We start from the raw sequence: 21,958 nt of genomic DNA, 5'->3' as shown, positions 1-21,958 counted from the left end.
GATGCTCTATAGCCCGTCACGCAAGACGCCAATCCTTGGCCGCCTGCTGGCCGGGTTGTGCCTGGTGCTTGCCGGACTGCTGAGCAGCCTGGAAGCCAGCGCCGCGGACATTTTGCTGACCGGCGCCGAGGACAGCCCGGGCATGCAATCCTTCACCCAGGCCCTGAGCGACTTGCGGCCTGCCGATAACGTGCACTTCCAGCCACTGGCCAGTCTGCCGGCGCCAGGCAAACTGCCCGCCGGCACCCGTTTGATTCTGCTCGACCTGCCGAGCCTCGACTGGCGCCTGCAAGACACCCAGGGCCCGGCGACGCTAGTGCTGCGCATCAGCCGCCTGCAAGCCCGTCAGCATCTGGGGACCACCCTGCCCCCGCACCTCAGCCTGCTCTGGAGCGACCCGCCCCTGGACCGACAATTGCGCCTGACCCGACTGCTGCTGCCGCAGGCCAAACGGGTCGGCGTGCTCTTCGACAGCCACAGCGAATTCCTTTTGAAAGAATTGCATCAGGCCGCCCACTCCCTGGGCCTTGAGGTGGTCCCCGAGCGCTGGGATAACACCAATGACAGCCGGCCCCTGCAGACCTTGCTGAAGAACAGCGACGTGTTGCTGGGCCTCGACGACCCCGACCTGTACAACCCGAAAACCGCGAAAAACCTGTTGCTCAGCAGCTATGCCCGGCAATTGGCGCTGATCGGCCCTAACGCCGGGTTCGTCAGGGCCGGGAGCCTGGCCAGCACCTACAGCGATCAGAGCGATTGGCTGGCGATACTCGACGAACTGCTCGACCGGCCACCGGCCACATGGCCACGCACGCACTACCCGCAACGCTTCAAAGTCTTAAGCAACCCGCAAGTGGCTCGTTCATTAGGTATTGAACAGATGAATGAAGCGTCTGTCGCAACACAGTTGGCCGAAGGAGAAAATCGCCCATGACCTTCCGTCGCCGTTGGGACATCAACACCCGCACACAAATCATCAGCCTCGGCCCTGCCCTGTTGCTGACGTTGCTGTTGATTAGTTTCTTCACCTTCGTGCGGATCCAGGACTTGCGTCAGGAGCTCAATCACACCGGGCAACTGATCGCCAACCAACTGGCGCCGGCCACCGAATACGGGGTGATCTCGGGCAACAACGAGGTGCTCGACAGTTTGCTCAAGGCCACCCTGGCCACGCCCAACGTGCGCTTTCTGGAAGTCCAGGACAGCGCCAACCGGATTCTGGTGTACGTCGAGCAACCGTCGGAAACCCACAACCGCTCGCACCAGGTCGAAGTGTTCCAGGCCCCGGTGCGGCTGCAACGAATCCAGCTGCACAATGATTTCCTGCAGGGCAGCCGCGTCGCCAACACGGCACCCACCGAGGATTATCTGGGTCGGGTGATCGTCGGCCTGTCCAATGACGCCTTCAGCCAGCGTCAGCAGGAAATCCTGCTCAAGGCCGGGATCCTGGCGCTGTTCGCCCTGTTGTTCACTTTTCTGCTCGCCCGGCGCCTGGCCGGCAGCCTGTCGCAACCGATCCGCGACATCGGCAACGCGGTCAAGGCGATTCAGGACGGCGACTACAAAACGCCGCTGCCGATCGTCGACGACACTGAACTGGGCGCGCTGTCGCAACACATCAACAACCTCGCCAACGGGCTCGAACAAGCCAGTCGCGAACAGCATCAAGCGATGGCGCAGTTGATTCAGACTCGCGAGGAAGCGGAAAAAGCCAACAACGCCAAATCCGATTTCCTTGCGATGATGAGCCATGAACTGCGCACGCCGATGAATGGCGTGCTGGGCATGCTGCAACTGCTGGAAACCACCGAGATGACCGAGGAGCAGGTCGAATACGCGGCGCTTGCCTCGGAGTCCACCGAACACCTGCTCAAAGTCATCAACGACATTCTGGATTTCTCGCGCATCGAGCGTTCGGAACTGGAGCTGGAGCACATTCCATTCAACCTCGCCGACCTGATCGGCAGTTGCGCCCAGTCGTTCTCGCATGGCGCCGTGCAACGCGGGCTCGACCTGGCACTGTCGATTCCGGACGACATGCGCGCGTTGCAGGTGCAGGGCGACCCGACGCGGATCCGGCAGATCCTGGTCAACCTGATCGGCAATGCGCTGAAATTCACCGAACAGGGCCGCGTCTGCATCGAACCGCAATGGCAGTCGCTGGATCACGAACTGCTGTGGTTCACCTGCACTGTGCGCGACAGCGGGATTGGAATCTCGGCTGAAAGCCTGGAATTGATGTTCAACGCCTTCCAGCAGGCCGACAGTTCTATTTCGAGGCGATACGGTGGCACCGGGCTGGGCCTGCCGATTGCTCGCACGCTGGCTGAACGCATGGGCGGCACGTTGCGCGCCCAGAGCGAGGAAGGTCGCGGCTCGGTGTTCACCCTGGAAATCCCGCTGGCGCTCTATAAACAGACGCTGCCCGTGCGGGCGCTGCGCGCACCGACCGGCAACGGTGATGGCGAAGGGCGCAACGTGCTGCTGGTGGAAGACAATCCGGTCAATCAGACGGTCATCGAAGCAATGTTGCGCAGTCTGGGCTTTACTGTCAGCGTCGTCACCGATGGCGCCCAGGCAGTGCGCAGTGCGGAGAGTCTGATTTTCGAAGCCATTCTGATGGACTGCCGGCTACCGATCATCGACGGCTACGAGGCCACCCGACAGATTCGCCAATTGCCCGGCTGCACAGACTTGCCGATCATCGCGCTGACCGCCAACGCCTTGCAGGGTGACCGCGAAGCCTGTTTATCGGCGGGAATGAACGATTACCTGGCCAAGCCCTTCAAACGCACAGATTTGCAGCAGATTCTGCAGCGCTGGGTGCAGTAGTGCAGGCCTTTCGGCTATCTGCGACTGGCGCGGAAGGCGAAAGTGCGGCAGTCTTAGGCACCCGAACAGGCTCGAAAAGGGGCTTGAATAATAATTTCAGTGCACAAGTGTACATTCATGTCCTTGGTGCTGTGACTTTCACCACAACGCAATAGTCTATGAGTAGGCTGCTGACTCGAGGCATGAACGCTTCGATCGGCCGGGAAGATTTGCCCCACCTGCCGCATGGGACTATTGAGGAGCTCGCATGACCCAACAAAACGCCTTTACTCGGGAAGACCTGCTGCGCTGCAGTCGCGGTGAGCTGTTCGGCCCAGGTAACGCACAACTGCCCGCCCCGAACATGTTGATGGTGGATCGCATCACCCATATCAGCGCCGAGGGTGGCAAGTACGGCAAGGGTGAATTGGTCGCCGAGCTGGATATCACTCCGGACCTGTGGTTCTTCGCCTGCCACTTCGAAGGTGATCCGGTGATGCCAGGCTGCCTGGGCCTCGACGCCATGTGGCAACTGGTCGGCTTCTTCCTCGGCTGGCAAGGTCTGCCGGGCCGCGGTCGCGCCCTGGGTTCGGGCGAAGTGAAATTCTTTGGTCAGGTTCTGCCGACCGCCAAGAAAGTAACCTATAACATTCAGATCAAGCGCGTACTGAAGGGCAAGCTGAACCTGGCCATCGCCGATGGTTCGGTCAGCGTCGACGGCCGCGAGATCTACACCGCCGAAGGCCTTCGGGTCGGCGTTTTCACCTCCACTGAAAACTTCTAAGGGTTATCCGCATGCGCCGCGTCGTTATCACTGGTCTGGGCATCGTTTCGTGCCTGGGCAATGACAAAGAGACCGTCTCCGCTAACCTGCGTGCAAGCCGCCCTGGCATCCGGTTCAACCCGGAATATGCCGAAATGGGTCTGCGTAGCCAGGTTTCCGGCTCCATTGACCTTCCCCTCGAAGAGCTGATCGATCGCAAGATCTATCGCTTCGTCGGCCACGCGGCGGCTTACGCCTACCTGGCCATGAAAGACGCCATCGCCGACTCCGGTCTGACCGATGAGCAAGTCTCCAACCCGCGTACCGGCCTGATCGCCGGCTCCGGTGGCGCCTCCACGCTGAACCAGATGGAAGCGCTGGACATCCTGCGCGAGAAAGGCGTCAAGCGCGTCGGCCCATACCGCGTTACGCGGACCATGAGCAGCACCGTTTCCGCTTGCCTGGCCACGCCGTTCAAGATCAAGGGCCTGAACTACTCCATCGCTTCTGCCTGCGCCACCAGTGCTCACTGCATCGGTACCGCCATGGAACAGATCCAGATGGGCAAGCAGGACATCGTGTTCGCCGGCGGCGGTGAAGAAGAGCATTGGAGCCAATCGTTCCTGTTCGACGCCATGGGCGCACTGTCCAGCCAGTACAACGAAACCCCGGAGAAAGCTTCCCGTGCCTACGACGCCAAGCGTGACGGTTTCGTCATCGCCGGCGGTGGCGGCATGGTCGTGGTCGAAGAGCTGGAACACGCTCTGGCCCGCGGCGCGAAGATCTACGCGGAAATCGTTGGCTACGGCGCGACCTCCGACGGCTACGACATGGTTGCCCCAAGCGGCGAAGGCGCCATCCGCTGCATGCAGATGGCCATGTCCACCGTTGACGCTCCGATCGACTACCTGAACACCCACGGCACCTCGACTCCGGTCGGCGACGTCATGGAAATGAAAGGTGTGCGTGAAGTGTTCGGCGACAAGGCTCCGGCCATCAGCTCCACCAAGAGCCTGTCGGGTCACTCCCTGGGCGCCGCCGGCGTTCACGAAGCGATCTACTGCATGCTGATGATGGAAGGCAACTTCATGGCGGGTTCCGCCAACATCGACGAACTGGACCCGGAAGTGGCTGACATGCCGATCCTGACCAAGACTCGTGAAGACGCCACCATCAACACCGTGATGAGCAACAGCTTCGGCTTCGGTGGCACCAACGCTACGCTGGTACTGAAGCGCTGGGCAGGTAAGTAATACCTCCCCGTTTCGCTGCACATAAAAACGCCCCGACTGGTTCGGGGCGTTTTTTTGTGCCTGAAAAAATGGCTTCACTACGGTCATCTGTAGGAGCTGGCGAAGCCTGCGATCTTTTGATTTTGTTTGTGATTATCAAAGTCAAAAGATCGCAGGCTTCGCCAGCTCCTACAGGTTTTGTGTCTTCATGGACTGCGTCACGAACATGAAGCTTTTGTCATGAAACTCAATGCCCTGCGACCGAATGTCGCGTGTTTGGCGGGCTGCAGGACTTTTACCAAACTCGCAAAAGTCCGTTACCAAACTCAGTCGTTTACTTAGCAGGCTAACCAAACATATAACGGAGTCCTGCACACGCCTTGCTGCAGATAACAGAGATTGGAGCTAGCAGATGACTGTAAAAGTAACTGAACGCGACGATTCACATAAGTCCCACGAAGGCGTAGCCGCCGGTATCCGGATCTGGGACGTGCACCAACAAGACATGCTGGTGGGGATGTTCCACTCCGAAACCGATGCCCACAGCTACAAGGCCGAACTGGAAAAACTGGAGCAGCAACGAGAGCTCCAATCCGCATAAGCAATGACAGCATTGAAAACGACAAACCCCGCCATGAGCGGGGTTTGTCGTTGTTGCAGCCTTTAACGGCTTACCACATCAGATCGTCCGGGATCTGATAGGCCGCGTACGGATCGTCTTCGACAGCGACTTCTTCGGTCTTCACATTCAGCTGCACGATACGCTGTGGATCGCGCTCCTGGATCTTCAGGGCCGCCTCACGCGGGATCACTTCATAACCGCCGGCGTGATGCACGATGGCCAGCGAACCGCTGCTGAGCTTGTTGCGCATCAGGGTGTTGACGGAGATGCGCTTGACCTTCTTGTCGTCGACGAAGTTGTAGTAGTCCTCGGTCGTCAGCTTCGGCAGACGCGAGACTTCGATCAATTGCTTGACCTGGGCGGCGCGGGCCTTGGCCTCGGCCTTCTCCTGTTGCTGACGGTTCAGCTCCTGGTCGCGCTTGACCTTCTCGGCCATGGCTTCCTGGGCGGCACGCTGCTGGGAGTCATCGAGTTCGATCTGACCTTTGTGGGCCAGACGCTGCTGCTTCTGCTTATCTTTGCCGACCTGTTTGGCCTGCTTTTGGTTGACCAGCCCTGCTTTGAGCAACTGGTCGCGAAGGGAAATGCTCATGGTGCTTATTACTCACTTAGGCAACTGCTCAACCGCAGCTGGGCAAATTCTTTTCCTGACGTTTGGCTTCGCCCCACAAGGCGTCCAACTCTTCGAGGGTGCAATCTTCTATGGGACGGTGGGTGTCGCGCAATGCCTGTTCGATAAAACGGAAGCGTCTTTCGAACTTGCTGTTGGCGCCACGCAGTGCAGTTTCGGGATCGACCTTGAGATGACGCGCCAGATTGACCACGGAAAACAACAAATCACCGACTTCATCGGCAATCGCTACCGAGTCATTGTCGGCCATGGCTTCGAGCACTTCATCGAGCTCTTCGCGCACTTTGTCGAGCACCGGCAAGGCGTCAGGCCAGTCGAACCCGACCTGCCCCGCGCGCTTCTGCAACTTCGCCGAGCGAGACAATGCCGGCAGTGCTGCTGGTACGTCGTCGAGCAAGGACAGCTGTTCGGGCGCCGAAGATTTCTCCGCCCGTTCTTCAGCCTTGATCTCTTCCCAGCGCTGCTTGACCTGATCTTCATTCAGACGCGGAACATCCAGCGGCGCGTACAGATCACCGGTAGGAAACACGTGCGGATGACGGCGAATCAACTTGCGGGTGATGCTGTCGATGACACCCGCGAATTCGAATCGCCCTTCTTCCCGTGCCAACTGGCTGTAATAAACCACCTGGAACAGCAAATCCCCCAACTCACCCTGCAAGTGATCGAAGTCACCGCGCTCGATGGCGTCGGCGACTTCATAGGCTTCCTCTAGGGTGTGCGGGACGATGGTTTCGTAGGTTTGCTTGATGTCCCACGGGCAGCCGAACTGCGGGTCGCGCAGACGGCTCATCAGGTGCAGCAAGTCTTCAAGTGAATACATCAATCTTCTCGGTTAGCGGTGCATCAGACAAATCACATCCCTGTAGGAGCTGCCGAAGGCTGCGATCTTTTGATCTTGCTCTTGAAAATCAAAAGATCGCAGCCTTCGGCAGCTCCTACAGGGGACCGATCACCGCTTACGGCGTACGGTTACGGCGGGTTTCGATGATGTTCGGCAACTGGGAAATCCGCCCCAGCAACCGCCCCAGTGCATCCAGCCCCGGAATCTCGATGGTCAGGGACATCAACGCGGTGTTGTCCTCTTTGTTCGAGCGGGTGTTCACCGCCAGCACATTGATCCGCTCGTTGAGCAGCACTTGCGAAACGTCACGCAGCAGGCCGGACCGGTCGTAGGCGCGGATGATGATGTCCACCGGATAGGTGAGCACCGGCACCGGCCCCCAGCTGACCTGGATGATCCGCTCGGGCTCGCGCCCGCCCAGTTGCAGCACCGAGGCGCAGTCCTGACGGTGAATGCTCACGCCACGACCCTGGGTGATGTAACCGACGATCGCATCCCCCGGCAGCGGCTGGCAGCAGCCGGCCATCTGGGTCATCAGGTTGCCCACACCCTGGATCTGGATGTCGCCGCGCTTGCCCGGTTTGTAACCGGTGGCCTTGCGTGGAATCAGTTCCAGCTGTTCGTTGCCGCGCTCCGGTTCAACCAGTTGCTGCGCCAGGTTCACTAGTTGTGCCAGACGCAAATCGCCTGCGCCCAACGCGGCGAACATGTCTTCGGCCATTTTCATGTTGGCCTTTTCGGCCAGCTTGTCGAAATCCACCGCTGGCAGACCGAGACGACTGAGTTCGCGCTCCAGCAAGGTTTTACCGGCGGCGACGTTCTGATCGCGCGCCTGCAATTTGAACCAGTGAACGATCTTCGCCCGTGCCCGCGAGGTGGTGATGTAACCCAGGTTCGGGTTCAGCCAGTCGCGGCTCGGGGTGCCGTGCTTGCTGGTGATGATCTCGACCTGTTCACCGGTTTGCAGGCTGTAGTTGAGCGGCACGATGCGCCCGTTGATCTTCGCGCCACGGCAGTTATGACCGATTTCAGTGTGCACGCGGTAGGCGAAGTCCAGCGGCGTCGCGCCCTTCGGCAAGTCGATGGCGTGACCGTCCGGGGTGAAGATGTAGACCCGGTCCGGCTCGATATCGACCCGCAGCTGTTCAGCCAGGCCGCCGATGTCGCCCAATTCTTCATGCCACTCGAGGACCTGGCGCAGCCAGGAAATTTTCTCTTCGTAGTGGTTGGAGCCGGATTTGACGTCGGTGCCCTTGTACTTCCAGTGCGCGCAAACGCCCAGCTCGGCTTCTTCGTGCATGGCGTGGGTGCGGATTTGCACTTCCAGCACCTTGCCCTCGGGGCCGATCACCGCGGTGTGCAGCGAGCGGTAGCCGTTCTCTTTCGGGTTGGCGATGTAGTCGTCGAATTCTTTCGGGATGTGCCGCCACAGGGTGTGGACGATACCGAGCGCGGTGTAGCAGTCGCGCATTTCCGGCACCAGCACGCGAACGGCGCGCACGTCGTAGATCTGGCTGAACTCCAGACCCTTGCGCTGCATTTTGCGCCAGATCGAATAGATGTGTTTGGCCCGGCCGCTGATGTCGGCATCGACGCCGGTGGCCTGCAATTCATTTTTCAGCTGAGTCATCACGTCGGCGATGAAGCGCTCGCGATCCAGACGCCGCTCGTGCAGCAACTTGGCGATCTGCTTGTACTGATCGGGTTCGAGGTAACGGAAGGACAAGTCCTCCAGCTCCCACTTGATGTGACCGATACCGAGACGGTGAGCCAAAGGCGCGTAGATGTCGAAGACTTCACGGGCGACGCGGTTGCGTTTTTCGTCATCGGCGGTTTTCACCGCACGGATCGCACAGGTGCGTTCGGCCAGTTTGATCAGCGCGACGCGAACGTCGTCGACCATGGCGACCAGCATCTTGCGCAGGTTTTCCACCTGGCCCTGCGTGCCCAGCACCAGGGATTGACGGGGGCTGAGGCTGGCGCTGATCGCCGCCATGCGCAACACGCCGTCGATGAGTTTGGCGACCACCGGACCGAAGCGCTGGCTGATCGCCGGCAATTCAATCTGGCCTTCGCGCACGCCGCGATACAGGATCGCGGCAACCAACGAATCCTGATCGAGTTTGAGGTCGGCGAGAATCTCGGCGATCTCAAGGCCCGTGCGGAAACTCGAGGTCCCTTCGGACCACAGGTTTTTCGCCGCATTGGCTTGTTGTTCAGACGCACGAGCAAACTCGCACGCTTCCTTCAAGGCTTCGCGATCCAGTGCCGGATCGACACTGACCGCGTGATCGAGCCAAGCCTCGAGATTGATACTGCCGTCGGTGTTGATCGGCTGGTGTGCTCTCACCTGTACCATCTTGCTTACCTTCCCTACGACGCAGATTCAATGCGTCAAATCGCTGACCTTCGTTGCCCGTGCGCCCACATCAGGGCCGGTACGCGGCTGCACGGGCGGGCCAGTCGGACCAGACGAGCCGTCCTAGCTCGCTTCAAATAACGCCATGGCCTCGACATGTGCCGTCTGAGGAAACATATCGAGAATCCCGGCACGTTTTAACCGGTAGCCCTGCTTGATCAATTCGACCGTATCGCGCGCCAGAGTTGCCGGATTGCACGACACATACACCAACCGTTTGGCGCCCAGGGACGCAAGCTTGCGCACTGCCTCGAAAGCACCGTCACGCGGTGGGTCCAAGAGTACCGCACAAAAGCCTTCGCGCGCCCATTCGGCATCGGTCAAAGGCTGGGATAAATCGGCCTGAAAAAACTTCGCATTATGAAGATTGTTGCTAGCAGCGTTCGCGGCTGCTCGCTCGACCATCGCCTGCACACCTTCCACCGCCACCACTTCGCGAACGACTTTGGCCAGCGGCAACGCAAAGTTACCCAAACCACAGAATAGATCGAGAACTCGTTCCTCCGCCGTAGGCTTCAGCCATTCCAACGCTTGAGCGATCATCGCTTCGTTGACCCCGGCGTTGACCTGGATGAAATCCCCTGGCCGGTACGCCAGGTTCAAATCCCACTGCTCAAGTCGATAACCCAACGACTGGTCAGCCTCGACCGGTTGCGGTTCCCCGTCGCCGTGCAGCCACAATTGGGCTTCATGGAACGCGCAGAAATCCTTGAGGATCGTCATGTCGGCGTCGGACAGCGGCGCCATGTGCCGCAGCAACACCGCCAGCGACGAACCGCTGAACAACTCCACATGCCCCAGCGCCTGAGGTTTGCTCAAGCGCCGAAGCATTTCCGGCAAGCGGGTCATGATCGATTGCAAGGGCTGTACCAGCACCGTGCATTCGTTGATCGCAACGATGTCCTGACTGCCCGCCGCGCGGAAACCGACTTCGAGTTTTTTCGCCTTCATGTCCCAGCGCACCGCCACTCGGGCACGACGGCGGTAACCGAATTCCGGACCGCTCAATGGCGCTGCCCACTCTTCGGGTTCGACACCGGCGACCTTGGACAGTTGCTCGGCGAGCATGCGCTGTTTCAGGGCGAGTTGTTCGTTGTGCGGCAGATGTTGCACGCTGCAACCGCCACAGCGACCGGCATGCGGACACGGTGCCGGGCGGCGCAGCTCGCTGGCCTGGAACACCCGTTCAGTGCGCGCCTCGACCACTTTTCCGTGGGCGCCCAATACGCGTGCTTCGACTTCTTCACCGGCCAATGCGCCGATGACGAACCAGGTGCGACCTTCAAAAAACGCGATACCGCGACCGTCATTAGCCAGGCGCTCAATACTCAAGCGCTGCTTTTTGCCAGTCGGAATTTGCGGGGTCTTGCTGCCGCCGGTGGGCTGGAAGCGCAGGCCTCTCTCTTGCTTGGCCATCAGTTGGGCGCGTCGAAAATGCCGGTCGACAAGTAACGGTCGCCACGGTCGCAGATGATCGCGACGATCACCGCGTTTTCAACTTCTTTGGACAGACGCAGCATGGCTGCCACGGCACCGCCCGAGGACACGCCGCAGAAAATGCCTTCTTCGCGGGCCAGACGACGGGTCACGTCCTCGGCTTCGCTTTGCGCCATGTCGACGATACGGTCGACACGATCGGCCTGATAAATTTTCGGCAGGTATTCCTGCGGCCAGCGACGGATGCCCGGAATCGCCGAGCCTTCCATCGGTTGCAGGCCGACGATCTGCACGCCTTCGTTCTGCTCTTTCAAGTACCGCGAGACACCCATGATGGTGCCGGTGGTGCCCATCGAACTGACGAAATGGGTGATGGTGCCCTCGGTCTGACGCCAAATTTCCGGGCCGGTGGTGGTGTAGTGCGCTTCAGGGTTATCCCCGTTGGCGAACTGGTCCAGCACCTTGCCACGGCCTTCGGCTTCCATGCGCTGGGCGAGGTCGCGAGCGCCTTCCATGCCTTCTTCCTGGGTGACCAGGATCAACTCGGCGCCATAGGCCGTCATGGCGGCTTTACGTTCGGCGCTGGAGTTGTCCGGCATGATCAGGATCATCTTGTAACCCTTGATTGCGGCGGCCATGGCCAACGCAATCCCGGTATTACCCGAGGTCGCTTCGATCAGCGTATCGCCGGCGTGGATCTGCCCGCGCAACTCGGCGCGGGTGATCATCGACAGCGCCGGACGGTCCTTGACCGAACCCGCCGGATTATTCCCTTCGAGCTTGAGCAAAAGGGTGTTGCTGGTGGCGCCGGGCAGGCGCTGCAAACGGACCAGCGGAGTGTTGCCGACGCAATCGGCGATGGTTGGGTACTGCAAGGTCATGGCGTAATTCGCAATCCAGACTGCGGGGGCGCCTATCATACCGGCAAACCTTCGCAGGCCATATCACGCAAAGTACGGTGCTTATGGTTTATGGGAATAAGGCCGTATTTTGTGGCAGATGTGAGATCGCTATCGCGAGCAAGCTCGCTCCCACAGGGATCAGGGTTGATCACACAATTTGTGGCCGACACACTTCCACTGTGGGAGCGAGCTTGCTCGCGAAAGCGTCATCACTAACGCCATCAATATCAGCCACCAACCGCATATTCAGCCGCAACCCGGACTCAGTGTTCTCAGCCCACAAACTCCCACCCTGCCGCTGCACCGCATTCCTCGCAATGCTCAACCCCAACCCGAACCCGCCATCCCCCGGCCGTGAACCGTCGAGTCGAATGAACGGACAGAAGATCCGCTCAAGATCTGCCTCTGCCACCCCGCCACCCTCATCTTCCAGCCACACATGCCAGAAATCGCCATCACGCTGCCCACCAAGGCGCACAACGCCGCCCTGCGGTGAATGACGAATGGCATTGCGCAGGATGTTTTCCAGCGCCTGAGCCAACGTATTGAGATGGCCGCGCACCCAGCAGGACGAATCCACCGCACACTGCAACTGGCTCGCCGGCCAGCCACTTTCATAGCAGGCATTTTCCGTGAGCATTTCCCACAACGCCTGAACCTGGATCGATTCTTCGGGCAGCGGCGCGCGCTCGGTGTCGAGCCAGGCCAGTTGCAGAGTGTCTTCCACCAAACGCTGCATGCCATCGACCTCTCGGCCAATGCGCTCGCGCAATTGCGTCAACCCCTGCTCGCTTTCACTGGCCACCCGCAGGCGACTCAGTGGCGTGCGCAATTCGTGGGACAGGTCGCGCAGCAGTTGTTGTTGCAGGGCCACCGTGCTTTGCAGGCGCTCGGACATGTGATCGAAGGCCCGGCCCAGTTCACCCAGCTCATCCGGGCGATGGGTGATGCGGCTCGACAACCGCACGTTCAACTGGTCGGCACACCAGGCATTGGCCTGTTCGCGCAGACTGTTCAAAGGCACGACCAGCAACCGATACAGACCGACGCACAACAGCAAGGTGAACAGACCGGGAATCACCCCGTTGGTGATCACCCGCCAGAACACCCGGTAGTGCCCAGGTACGAAACGCTGGGGCAGTTCGATCACCAGACTGCCAACGGACGGATCGTTGGGAAACGGCACTCTCAACCACGGCAAACCTTTGGTATGGCGACTAGTCGGCCAGTCCAGACCGCGTAAAAAGGTCAGGCGCTGAGTTTCTTTTTCCGTCAGCGGGTAACTGCTCAATGACTGCAAATCGCCGCCAATCACACCGACCCATGTCGACTCGCGATGCCCGACGCTCTGCAACCAGGCATCGATGCCCGCACCCTGGCGCTCATTCCACACCTGCTCGGCCTCGGCGGCGTAGCGCGTCAGCGTGCCCCGCGCCTCGTCGGACAGGAACAGGTTTTTCTGTTCCATGTAGCGCCCCCAGGACCAACTGAGCCAGATCATCAGCAGACAGAACGCCACCAACAAACACGCCAGTTTCCAGAACAGCGAATGCCTGCCCGGCAGGTCAGTCCACTTCATCGACAGCACTCAATACGTAACCCTTGCCCCACACCGTGCGCACTTCGCGCTCGACGTAACCGACGGCCTTGAGCTTGCGGCGGATCTGACTGATATGCATGTCGAGGCTGCGGTCATGGGGCGCGTAACCGCGCTGCAGCACATGCTGGTAAAGGAAGGCTTTGCTCAGGACTTCATCGCCATTGCGGTTCAGCGTTTCCAGCAACCGGTATTCGCTGCGGGTCAGGCCGGCAGCGTGTTCGCCATAAAAGACATCACAGCATTCATCGTCGAAACGCAGGCTGTCCGCCGAAGGGGCAATCGGTGCCGGCGCTGGCCGGCGGTCGAGCGCGACACGCCGCAGGATCGCTTCGATGCGCACCCGCAACTCGACCATGCTGAAAGGTTTGGGCAGGTAATCATCGGCGCCCAGCCGAAAACCACTGATGCGATCCGCCTCGGCACCGAGCGCCGACATCAGCACCACCGGGGTGGAATGGCTCTGGCGCAACTGCGTCAGTACATTCAGCCCGTCCAGGCCCGGCAGCAGAATATCCATCAGCACCACATCGAAGGCTTGCTGGCGGGCGATGGTCAAGCCTTCCAGACCGTTCTGGCACCACGTCACCTGAAAACCGCAGCGCCCCAGGTGCTCATGAACATAAGCACCGAGTACGAGGTCGTCTTCTATAGACAGGATACGAGGATGGCTGGCAGTGATGGGAGTCATGACTATCTGCAAATAATTCTCAGTTGGCGATTATTCAAGATTGCCTCGCTGCGGGCAACACAAGGTTTGCCCGTGAGGTAAAAGTGGCGATCCAGCCGACGAATGCCGACATCAATTTTACGAAGATTGCCCGCCTGCAAATCGCTACACTGCGCAGGTGGCGCGTGCTGGACGTACGTGCAGGTCATTAATTCGCTGGATGCAGGAGAGATGCGTGCTCAAGAAACTGGGAATTAAAGGCCGCGTGCTATTGCTGACCCTGTTGCCGACCAGCCTGATGGCCTTGGTTCTGGGCGGCTATTTCACCTGGATGCAGCAATCCGACCTGCAAACCCAGCTCATGCAGCGTGGCGAGATGATCGCCGAACAACTGGCGCCCCTGGTGGCCCCGGCCATGGGCCACAAGAACACCGAGCTTTTGGAACGCATTGCCACCCAATCGCTGGAGCAACCGGACGTTCGCGCCGTATCGTTCCTCGCGCCCGACCGCTCCCTGTTGGCCCATGCCGGCCCGACCATGCTCAATCAGGCGCCGGTCGGCAACAGTTCGCAGATGCTGCGCCGCAGCGGCAATGACGCGACGCGTTACTTGCTGCCGGTGTTCGGCAAGCACCGCAATCTGGCCGGTGACTTGATTCCCGAAGAAGCCGACCGCCTGTTGGGCTGGGTCGAACTCGAACTGTCCCACAACGGCATGCTGCTACGCGGTTACCGCAGCCTGTTCGCCAGCCTGCTGCTGATCGGCGCAGGCCTGGCCGGTGCGGCGTTACTGGCGTTGCGCATGGGTCGGAGCATCAATCGGCCGCTGAGTCAGATCAAGCAAGCGGTGGCGCAACTCAAGGACGGTCATCTGGAAACCCGACTGCCGCCCCTCGGCAGCCAGGAGCTGGACACACTGGCGTCCGGCATCAACCGCATGGCCGGCACCCTGCAGAACGCACAGGAAGAATTGCAACACAGCATCGACCAGGCCACCGAAGACGTGCGCCAGAACCTGGAAACCATCGAGATCCAGAACATCGAACTGGACCTGGCGCGCAAGGAAGCCCTTGAAGCCAGCCGGATCAAATCCGAGTTCCTGGCCAACATGAGCCATGAAATCCGCACGCCGCTCAACGGCATTCTCGGCTTCACGCATCTGCTGCAAAAAAGCGAGCTGACCCCGCGCCAGCTCGACTATCTGGGCACCATCGAAAAGTCCGCCGACAGCCTGCTGGGGATCATCAACGAGATTCTCGACTTCTCGAAAATCGAGGCCGGCAAACTGGTGCTCGACAATATTCCGTTCAACTTGCGCGACCTGCTCCAGGACACGCTGACCATCCTCGCCCCGGCCGCCCATGCCAAGCAACTGGAGCTGGTGAGCCTGGTTTATCGCGATACGCCGCTGTCGCTGGTGGGTGATCCGCTGCGGCTCAAGCAGATCCTCACCAACCTGGTCAGCAACGCGATCAAGTTCACCCGCGAAGGCACCATCGTCGCCCGGGCCATGCTTGAAGAAGAGCACGAAGACAGCGTGCAACTGCGCATCAGCATTCAGGACACCGGCATCGGGCTGTCGAACCAGGACGTGCGCGCCTTGTTCCAGGCCTTCAGCCAGGCTGACAATTCGCTGTCGCGGCAACCTGGCGGCACCGGTCTGGGGTTGGTGATTTCCAAACGCCTGATCGAACAGATGGGCGGTGAGATTGGCGTCGACAGTACGCCCGGTGAAGGCTCGGAATTCTGGATCAGCCTGAGCCTGCCCAAAACCCGCGACGACGCCGAAGACCTGCCCGGTCCGCCGTTGCTCGGGCGTCGGGTGGCAGTGCTGGAAAACCACGAACTGGCCCGTCAGGCGTTGCAGCATCAACTGGAAGACTGCGGCCTCGACGTCACCCCGTTCAATACATTGGAAAGCCTGACTAATGGCGTGACCGGCGCGCATCAGACCGATCAGGCGATCGACCTGGCGGTGCTCGGCATCACCAGCAACGACATGCCACCAGAGCGCCTCAACCAGCACATCTGGGACCTCGAACACCTGGGCTGCAAGGTGCTGGTGTTGTGCCCGACCACCGAACAGACGCTGTTCCACCTCTCGGTGCCCAACCCGCACAGCCAGCTCCAGGCCAAACCGGCCTGCACCCGCAAGCTGCGGCGGGCCTTGTCCGACCTGGTCAACCCGCGTCAGCACCGCAGCGAACCCGGCGAACCGGTGTCCAGTCGTGCGCCAAAAGTGCTGTGTGTCGACGACAACCCGGCCAACTTGCTGCTGGTGCAAACCCTGCTCGAAGACATGGGCGCCAAAGTCCTCGCGGTGGAAAGCGGTTACGCGGCGGTCAAGGCAGTGCAGACCGAAACCTTCGACCTGGTGCTGATGGACGTTCAGATGCCCGGCATGGACGGGCGGCAAAGCACTGAAGCGATTCGCCAGTGGGAAAGTGAGCGGCATTGCACACCGCTGCCAATCGTTGCCCTCACCGCTCACGCCATGGCCAACGAAAAACGCGCGTTGCTGCAAAGCGGCATGGACGACTACCTGACCAAACCGATCAGCGAACGGCAGCTGGCCCAGGTGGTGCTGAAGTGGACCGGCCTCGCGCTGCGCAATCATGGGCCGGAGCGCTCCAGCGACAGCCACGGTGGCGGTCATGAGTTGCAGGTGCTCGATCACGAAGAAGGTTTGCGCCTGGCCGCCGGCAAGGCCGATCTGGCCGCGGACATGCTGGCAATGCTGCTGGCGTCGCTGGAAGCCGATCGCGAGGCGATTCGCTTCGCCCGGGAAACCAACGACCATAACGCCCTGATCGAGCGCGTCCACCGCCTGCACGGCGCGACGCGCTATTGCGGCGTCCCGCAACTGCGCGCTGCCTGCCAGCGCAGCGAAACCCTGCTCAAGCAACAGGACCCGAAAGCCCCCAGCGCACTGGAAGACCTCGACCGGGCCATCAATCGCCTGGCCGCCCATGCCCGTATAAATGCTTGATGCAACACAATGGCGCCGAACACCCTCAGCGCTAAGCTCACCGGACTCTGTAGCAGCTGGCGAAGCCTGCGTTCGGCGACGCAGTCGTCGTAAATCCGGTAAACGCGGTTTACCTGAAAGACCGCAGCGCCTGATTTTACGACGACTGCGTCGCCGAACGCAGGCTTTGCCAGCTGCTACAAAAGCGTGAAAAGCGTGAAAAGCGTGAAAAGCGTGAAATTTTCCAGGAGGACCGCATGCGTATGATTCTTTTCAGCAGCCAGACCTACGACCGCGACAGTTTTCTAAGCGCCGATCTGCCCGCCGGTATCGAGCTGCACTTTCAATCGGCGCGACTGAGCCTTGATACGGTGGCGCTGGCGGAGCATCACGAAGTGGTCTGTGCCTTCATTAATGATGACCTCAGCGCGCCGGTGCTCGAACGCCTGGCCGCGGGCGGCACACGCCTGATCGCCCTTCGCTCGGCCGGTTATAACCATGTCGATCTGGCAGTGGCAAAGCGTCTGGGGCTGGCGATTGTGCGAGTCCCCGCCTACTCGCCCCACGCGGTGGCGGAACATGCGGTGGCGCTGATCCTGGCGCTCAACCGACGCCTGCACCGCGCCTACAACCGCACGCGCGAAGGGGATTTCAGCCTGCACGGGCTGACCGGCTTCGACCTCGAGGGCAAGACCGTCGGCGTGGTCGGCACCGGGCAGATCGGCGCGACCTTCGCGAAAATCATGAACGGCTTTGGCTGCCAATTGCTGGCGTACGACCCTTACCCCAACCCGCAAGTCGAAGCCCTCGGCGCCCGTTACCTGAGCCTGCCGGAACTGCTGGCCGAGTCGCAGATCATCAGCCTGCACTGCCCGCTCAACGAACAAAGCAAACACTTGATCAATCGTGAGTCACTGGCGCACATGCAAGCGGGTGCGATGCTGATCAACACCGGCCGCGGTGGTCTGGTGGACACCCCGGCGCTGATCGACGCGTTGAAGGACGGTCAGCTGGGTTATCTGGGGCTGGATGTGTATGAAGAGGAGGCACAGCTGTTCTTCGAGGACCGTTCCGACCTGCCGCTGCAGGACGATGTGCTGGCGCGGCTGCTGACCTTTCCGAACGTGATCATCACCGCTCACCAGGCCTTCCTGACCCGCGAAGCCCTGGGCGCGATTGCCGCGACCACCCTGCTTAACATCGCCGCCTGGGCGGCGGGCGCGCCTGCGAATCTGGTAATGGGTGACTGAACCAGATCGAAGGTCATACGCCCGCGCCATGCTGCGCTGATGTCCGTGCTAGCATGCCGCGCATATTTGGAGGACCCATGGTCGAACACGATTTCCGCTATAGCCTGATGAACCCGCAACACACCCTCACCGAATGCCGCGCCCTTGTGCCGGGGCGTTATCAAGTCACCGGCAACGGCGGCTCGATTCGTAACAACGACGTGCTGGTAGTGACCCTCAAAGGCGCCAAGGACTTGTCCATGCGCCTGACCGTCGAAACGGTTCGCCACTTGATCAATCCGCCCGGCCAATGGGTCGCGGTGGCCAGTGGTCCGGTGTTCGGTGAACTGGCGATCCACACCTGGAAAGTCAACTGCGACAGCTGCGCCAAAGAGCTTAGCTTCGAGTTCGCGGTCGACGCCAAGCTGGGCAACAAGGCTGAAAAGCCTGCTGCCACCGCACGGATCGCCGAACTGGGCTGGACCACGCTTGGCGAAAAGCACCTGTGCCCGAAATGCCAGGAGCCTGCGTGATGAAACGCCTCGCTCTGACCGCTATGGTTGGCGCCAGCCTGCTGGGCTGCGCCGCCGAGCCGGTGCAATTGCAACAGAACCGCAGCTACATTCTGGAGTGGATTGGCGAACGTCCGTTGATGGATTACAGCCACCTGACCGTCACCCTCGGTGAAGACGGTCGGGCCTACGGCAACGGCGGCTGCAACCACTGGTTCGCGCCGTACACCCTGGAAGGCGACAAGCTGAGCTTCGGCAAGGTCGGCAGCACCCGCAAACTGTGCGCGCCGGCGTTGATGGAGCAGGAAAAGCGCTTCCTCCAGGCGTTGGAAAACGTTCAGCGCTGGGACGTCTCGCCGATCGACCAGATGCGCTTCTGGCCGGCAGAAGGCAAGCCGTTGCGTTGGTGGCTTGAAGAGGGTTGATCCATTGTGGCGAGGGGATTTATCCCCGTTGGGTCGCGAAGCGACCCCAAAAAAGGGACTGCTGCGCAGTCCAACGGGGATAAATCCCCTCGCCACAGGTAGGAGCACTCAGTTCTTCGCCTGCAATGCCTCAAGCTTCGCCATCACCCCCGCCGCCGTCTGCTCGCCCATCAACTGTTCCCTTACCTTGCCCTTGTTATCGATGATGTAAGTCACCGGCAACGCCTCACTGCGCGGCAACTCAAAAAGATCGGCCGGATCAGAGGCCAGCACGGTGAACTTGATCCCCAACTTCTCGCTGGCGCTTTTCAGCTCTTCACCCTGCATATTGTCGAAGTTGACCCCGAACACACCAATCTTCTTGTCCTTGAGCTGATCGGCCAGGCTGTTCAATTCCGGGATCTCGGTCCGGCACGGCCCGCACCATTCAGCCCAGTAATTGAGCACCAGCCATTGTTTGTCCAGACGGTCGGCGGCGACTTTCTGGCCGCTCTGGTCGATGCCATAGTCGTTACCACAGCCCCCCAGCAATAACGTACCGATGATCGCCAATGCCGCTGCCAGTCGCCTAGTCATGTCGTATCCCTTGTTCAAAATTGAATGCGCCTGCGACCCATCGCCTCCCAAGGTTCTGGATTACGCGCTGCACAGTTAGAATAGCCGTCACCTTACGCAAGATGCGAACCGCACATGACCGATCTGACGCTTTATCACAACCCGCGCTGCTCGAAATCCCGCGGTGCGCTCGAACTGCTCGAAGCCCGTGGCCTGACCCCGACAGTGGTCCGCTACCTGGACACCCCGCTGGACGCTGCGCAAATCCAGAGCCTTCTGACCAAGCTCGGTATCAGCGCCCGGCAACTGCTACGAACCGGTGAGGACGAGTACAAAACCCTCAACCTGGCCGACAACAGCCTCAACGAGGCGCAATTGATCGCCGCCATCGCCGCCAACCCGAAACTCATGGAGCGACCGATTCTGGAAGTCGGCGACAAAGCCATCATCGGACGTCCGCCGGAGAATGTACTGGAGTTGCTGCCGTGAGTGCGCCGTACATTCTGGTTCTGTATTACAGCCGCAGCGGCTCGACCAATGAAATGGCCCGGCAGATCGCCCGGGGTGTCGAGCAGGCCGGCCTTGAAGCCCGATTGCGCACGGTCCCGCCGATCTCTACCGAGTGCGAAGCCGTGTCACCGGACATTCCGGACGAAGGCGCGCTGTACGCCAGCCTCGACGACTTGAAGAACTGCGCGGGCCTGGCCATGGGCAGCCCGACCCGGTTCGGCAACATGGCGGCGCCGCTCAAGTACTTCCTCGACGGCACCAGCAACCTGTGGCTGACCGGCGCTCTGGTGGGCAAGCCGGCTGGCGTTTTCACCTCCACCGCGAGCCTGCATGGCGGCCAGGAAACCACGCTGCTGTCGATGATGTTGCCGTTGCTGCACCACGGCATGCTGATCACCGGACTGCCTTACAGCGAATCGGCCCTGCTGGAAACCCGTGGCGGCGGCACGCCTTACGGCGCCAGCCATCACGCCGGGGCCGATGGCAAAAGCGGCTTGGATGAACATGAAGTCGCGCTGTGTCGGGCCTTGGGCCTGCGCTTGGCGAAGACTGCACAGAAACTGGGGAACTGACGTGGCCAAAAAGCCGAAGATTTTGCCCTCCATCGAATGGCTCGAACCGCGGGTTCGGGCGATGCGTGTCATCAGCCTGCTGTGTTACTTCGGTTTGGTGGGTTTGCTGTGCGCCTACTACCTGGTGGTCGCCGACCTGCACGGCGCCCGGCCGTGGGTGATTCTGCTGATCGAACTGGTGCCGCTGCTGTTGCTGGCGCCGGGGATGATTATCGGCAGCGCGCGCGGGCATTCATGGATGTGTTTTGTGGTGAACCTGTATTTCATCAAGGGCGCATTGGCGGCGTATGACCCGAACCGGCAGCTGTTTGGTTTGCTCGAGATGGGCGCGAGCCTGGCGGTGTTCTGCTCGGCGCTGCTGTATGTGCGGTGGCGGTTTCAGTTGAACCGCAAGCTTGCTGGCGAGGGCGAGATCAGCGTCGCCTGATCAAAAAGATCGCAGCCTTCGGCAGCTCCTACGCCAATCTCTGTAGGAGCTGCCGAAGGCTGCGATCTTTTGACCTCAACCCCAATTTTAATGATTGACGGTATACGCCAGCATCATCGATATCTGGCTCATCGGCCGTCCACCACTCTCTTCATGCCACTGGTTGAACACGCCCTGCACCGTGGCCAGATCCCGCAGACTGGTCGGCACCTTGTCGACGATCTTCTGCGCATTCAACGCCGCGACCACGTCGTAGCTCGGCACAAACGTATCCTTGCCCACCATCCGCAAGAACCGCGGTGCCGACAACCCGCCCAATTGATGACCGCGCTTTTTCAGGTAGGTCCACAACCCAACGATATCCGTGACCGGCCAATCGGCGATCAACGCGCCGAAGCTGCCCTTCTCATGCGCCACATCCAGAATGAACTGCGCATTGCGCGGCACGCTCTTGAGTTTGCCCAGGTGACGAATGATCCTCGCATCCTGCATCAAACGCTCAAGGTGTTCGGCACTCATCAGCACGACTTTCTCAGGGTCGAACTTGAAGAACACCTCTTCGAACGCTGGCCATTTGGCGTCCACCAGGCTGTGCTTGAGCCCGGCGCGGAAGACGCGCAGCGCCATGGTCGAGAGATAGCGGTCGTCGCTGATCTTGCGCAATTGCGCCGGGGTTTTCGGAACGGGCAGATGGGCTTCCAGTTCAGCTGCCGAACCGAAGCGGTTCAGACAGTATTCGTGCAGCCACTTGTAATCGCGCATGCCCTCTCCTGAGGTTAACGAAAAACTTTGTGGGAGCGGGCTTGCTCGCGAAGAGGGAGTGTCAGTCGAC

21 protein-coding genes are annotated in these 21,958 nt (G+C 60.4%); 12 read left to right on the top strand and 9 right to left on the bottom strand.

The features are described from left to right. The first annotated feature begins 1 nt into the window (after position 1). From ACA059_RS07400 to ACA059_RS07380, 5 genes are all read left to right on the top strand, one after another. Positions 2–934 carry an ABC transporter substrate-binding protein gene (locus ACA059_RS07400; protein ID WP_497633266.1) on the top strand — a complete coding sequence of 311 codons (933 nt, stop codon included), beginning with the start codon at positions 2–4 and terminating at the stop codon, positions 932–934. Then, positions 931–2,832, top strand: coding sequence for an ATP-binding protein (locus ACA059_RS07395; RefSeq protein WP_497633265.1), 1,902 nt, complete (start codon positions 931–933; stop codon positions 2,830–2,832). Before ACA059_RS07400 ends, ACA059_RS07395 begins: the two co-directional genes overlap by 4 nt. Positions 2,833–3,079: 247 nt before the next feature. Beyond that, on the top strand, positions 3,080–3,595 hold the full coding sequence (gene fabA, locus ACA059_RS07390; protein WP_140667384.1) for a 3-hydroxyacyl-[acyl-carrier-protein] dehydratase FabA: 516 nt from the start codon (positions 3,080–3,082) through the stop codon (positions 3,593–3,595). A gap of 11 nt (positions 3,596–3,606) precedes the next feature. Then, entirely contained in the window at positions 3,607–4,827 is a 1,221-nt protein-coding gene (gene fabB / locus ACA059_RS07385; RefSeq protein ID WP_497342922.1) for a beta-ketoacyl-ACP synthase I, read from the top strand. Between the two features lie 391 nt (positions 4,828–5,218). After that, on the top strand, positions 5,219–5,407 hold the full coding sequence (locus ACA059_RS07380) for a hypothetical protein (protein ID WP_095132420.1): 189 nt from the start codon (positions 5,219–5,221) through the stop codon (positions 5,405–5,407). A 70-nt stretch (positions 5,408–5,477) separates the two neighbouring features. Here ACA059_RS07380 and ACA059_RS07375 read toward each other — a convergent pair whose 3' ends face one another. The 7 genes from ACA059_RS07375 to ACA059_RS07345 all read right to left on the bottom strand — a co-directional run bounded on the left by ACA059_RS07375 (position 5,478) and on the right by ACA059_RS07345 (position 13,949). Continuing rightward, the gene (locus tag ACA059_RS07375) at positions 5,478–6,020 is read right to left on the bottom strand and encodes a DUF2058 domain-containing protein (RefSeq protein WP_497633264.1); all 543 of its coding nucleotides are present in this window, start codon (positions 6,018–6,020) and stop codon (positions 5,478–5,480) included. Positions 6,021–6,048: 28 nt separating this feature from the next. Further along, entirely contained in the window at positions 6,049–6,882 is an 834-nt protein-coding gene (mazG, locus tag ACA059_RS07370) for a nucleoside triphosphate pyrophosphohydrolase (protein ID WP_497633263.1), read from the bottom strand. Positions 6,883–7,018: 136 nt separating this feature from the next. After that, positions 7,019–9,262 carry a GTP diphosphokinase gene (gene relA, locus ACA059_RS07365; RefSeq protein WP_497633262.1) on the bottom strand — a complete coding sequence of 748 codons (2,244 nt, stop codon included), beginning with the start codon at positions 9,260–9,262 and terminating at the stop codon, positions 7,019–7,021. A 123-nt stretch (positions 9,263–9,385) separates the two neighbouring features. Further along, positions 9,386–10,738: a 23S rRNA (uracil(1939)-C(5))-methyltransferase RlmD gene (gene rlmD / locus ACA059_RS07360; RefSeq protein WP_497633261.1), complete on the bottom strand. Its 1,353-nt coding sequence runs from the start codon at positions 10,736–10,738 to the stop codon at positions 9,386–9,388. Continuing rightward, positions 10,738–11,640 (bottom strand): cysteine synthase CysM, encoded by a 903-nt coding sequence (gene cysM / locus ACA059_RS07355; protein WP_140667392.1) that lies wholly within the window; start codon positions 11,638–11,640, stop codon positions 10,738–10,740. The genes rlmD and cysM overlap by 1 nt, the downstream gene beginning before the upstream one ends. A 169-nt stretch (positions 11,641–11,809) precedes the next feature. Then, positions 11,810–13,240: a sensor histidine kinase gene (locus ACA059_RS07350; protein WP_497633260.1), complete on the bottom strand. Its 1,431-nt coding sequence runs from the start codon at positions 13,238–13,240 to the stop codon at positions 11,810–11,812. After that, a complete protein-coding gene (locus ACA059_RS07345) occupies positions 13,227–13,949 on the bottom strand; it encodes a response regulator transcription factor (protein WP_497633259.1) in 723 nt (240 codons plus the stop codon). The genes ACA059_RS07350 and ACA059_RS07345 overlap by 14 nt, the downstream gene beginning before the upstream one ends. A gap of 214 nt (positions 13,950–14,163) precedes the next feature. On the opposite strand from ACA059_RS07345, the gene ACA059_RS07340 reads away from it, so the two are divergent. The 4 genes from ACA059_RS07340 to ACA059_RS07325 all read left to right on the top strand — a co-directional run bounded on the left by ACA059_RS07340 (position 14,164) and on the right by ACA059_RS07325 (position 19,062). After that, complete coding sequence (locus tag ACA059_RS07340) at positions 14,164–16,917, top strand: response regulator (RefSeq protein WP_497633258.1); 2,754 nt, start codon at positions 14,164–14,166, stop codon at positions 16,915–16,917. A 236-nt stretch (positions 16,918–17,153) separates the two neighbouring features. Continuing rightward, positions 17,154–18,146, top strand: coding sequence for a 2-hydroxyacid dehydrogenase (locus tag ACA059_RS07335; protein ID WP_497633257.1), 993 nt, complete (start codon positions 17,154–17,156; stop codon positions 18,144–18,146). 77 nt (positions 18,147–18,223) lie between these two features. After that, complete coding sequence (locus ACA059_RS07330) at positions 18,224–18,658, top strand: hypothetical protein (RefSeq protein ID WP_462036012.1); 435 nt, start codon at positions 18,224–18,226, stop codon at positions 18,656–18,658. Next, positions 18,658–19,062 (top strand): META domain-containing protein, encoded by a 405-nt coding sequence (locus ACA059_RS07325; RefSeq protein WP_134422728.1) that lies wholly within the window; start codon positions 18,658–18,660, stop codon positions 19,060–19,062. The genes ACA059_RS07330 and ACA059_RS07325 overlap by 1 nt, the downstream gene beginning before the upstream one ends. Positions 19,063–19,170: 108 nt before the next feature. Here ACA059_RS07325 and ACA059_RS07320 read toward each other — a convergent pair whose 3' ends face one another. Then, a complete protein-coding gene (locus ACA059_RS07320; RefSeq protein ID WP_497633256.1) occupies positions 19,171–19,638 on the bottom strand; it encodes a TlpA disulfide reductase family protein in 468 nt (155 codons plus the stop codon). Between the two features lie 114 nt (positions 19,639–19,752). Between ACA059_RS07320 and arsC the strand changes: the two genes are divergently transcribed. The 3 genes from arsC to ACA059_RS07305 are packed head-to-tail and all read left to right on the top strand — an operon-like array spanning position 19,753 to position 21,126. Beyond that, complete coding sequence (arsC, locus tag ACA059_RS07315; RefSeq protein WP_497633255.1) at positions 19,753–20,106, top strand: arsenate reductase (glutaredoxin); 354 nt, start codon at positions 19,753–19,755, stop codon at positions 20,104–20,106. Beyond that, positions 20,103–20,699, top strand: coding sequence for an NAD(P)H:quinone oxidoreductase (wrbA, locus tag ACA059_RS07310; protein ID WP_497633254.1), 597 nt, complete (start codon positions 20,103–20,105; stop codon positions 20,697–20,699). Before arsC ends, wrbA begins: the two co-directional genes overlap by 4 nt. A 1-nt stretch (position 20,700) precedes the next feature. Further along, positions 20,701–21,126 (top strand): DUF2069 domain-containing protein, encoded by a 426-nt coding sequence (locus tag ACA059_RS07305; protein ID WP_111451701.1) that lies wholly within the window; start codon positions 20,701–20,703, stop codon positions 21,124–21,126. Positions 21,127–21,213: 87 nt separating this feature from the next. Here the strand turns inward: ACA059_RS07305 and ACA059_RS07300 are convergent, their stop codons facing one another. Continuing rightward, positions 21,214–21,888, bottom strand: a complete 675-nt coding sequence (locus ACA059_RS07300; protein WP_074879137.1) for a DNA-3-methyladenine glycosylase I — start codon at positions 21,886–21,888, stop codon at positions 21,214–21,216. Between the last annotated feature and the right edge of the window lie 70 nt (positions 21,889–21,958).

The sequence above is a fragment of the Pseudomonas sp. LBUM1647 genome, assembly GCF_059716175.1.
The sequence above is the reverse complement of the archived record's forward strand: the minus strand, read 5'-3'. Positions and strand labels throughout refer to the sequence as shown.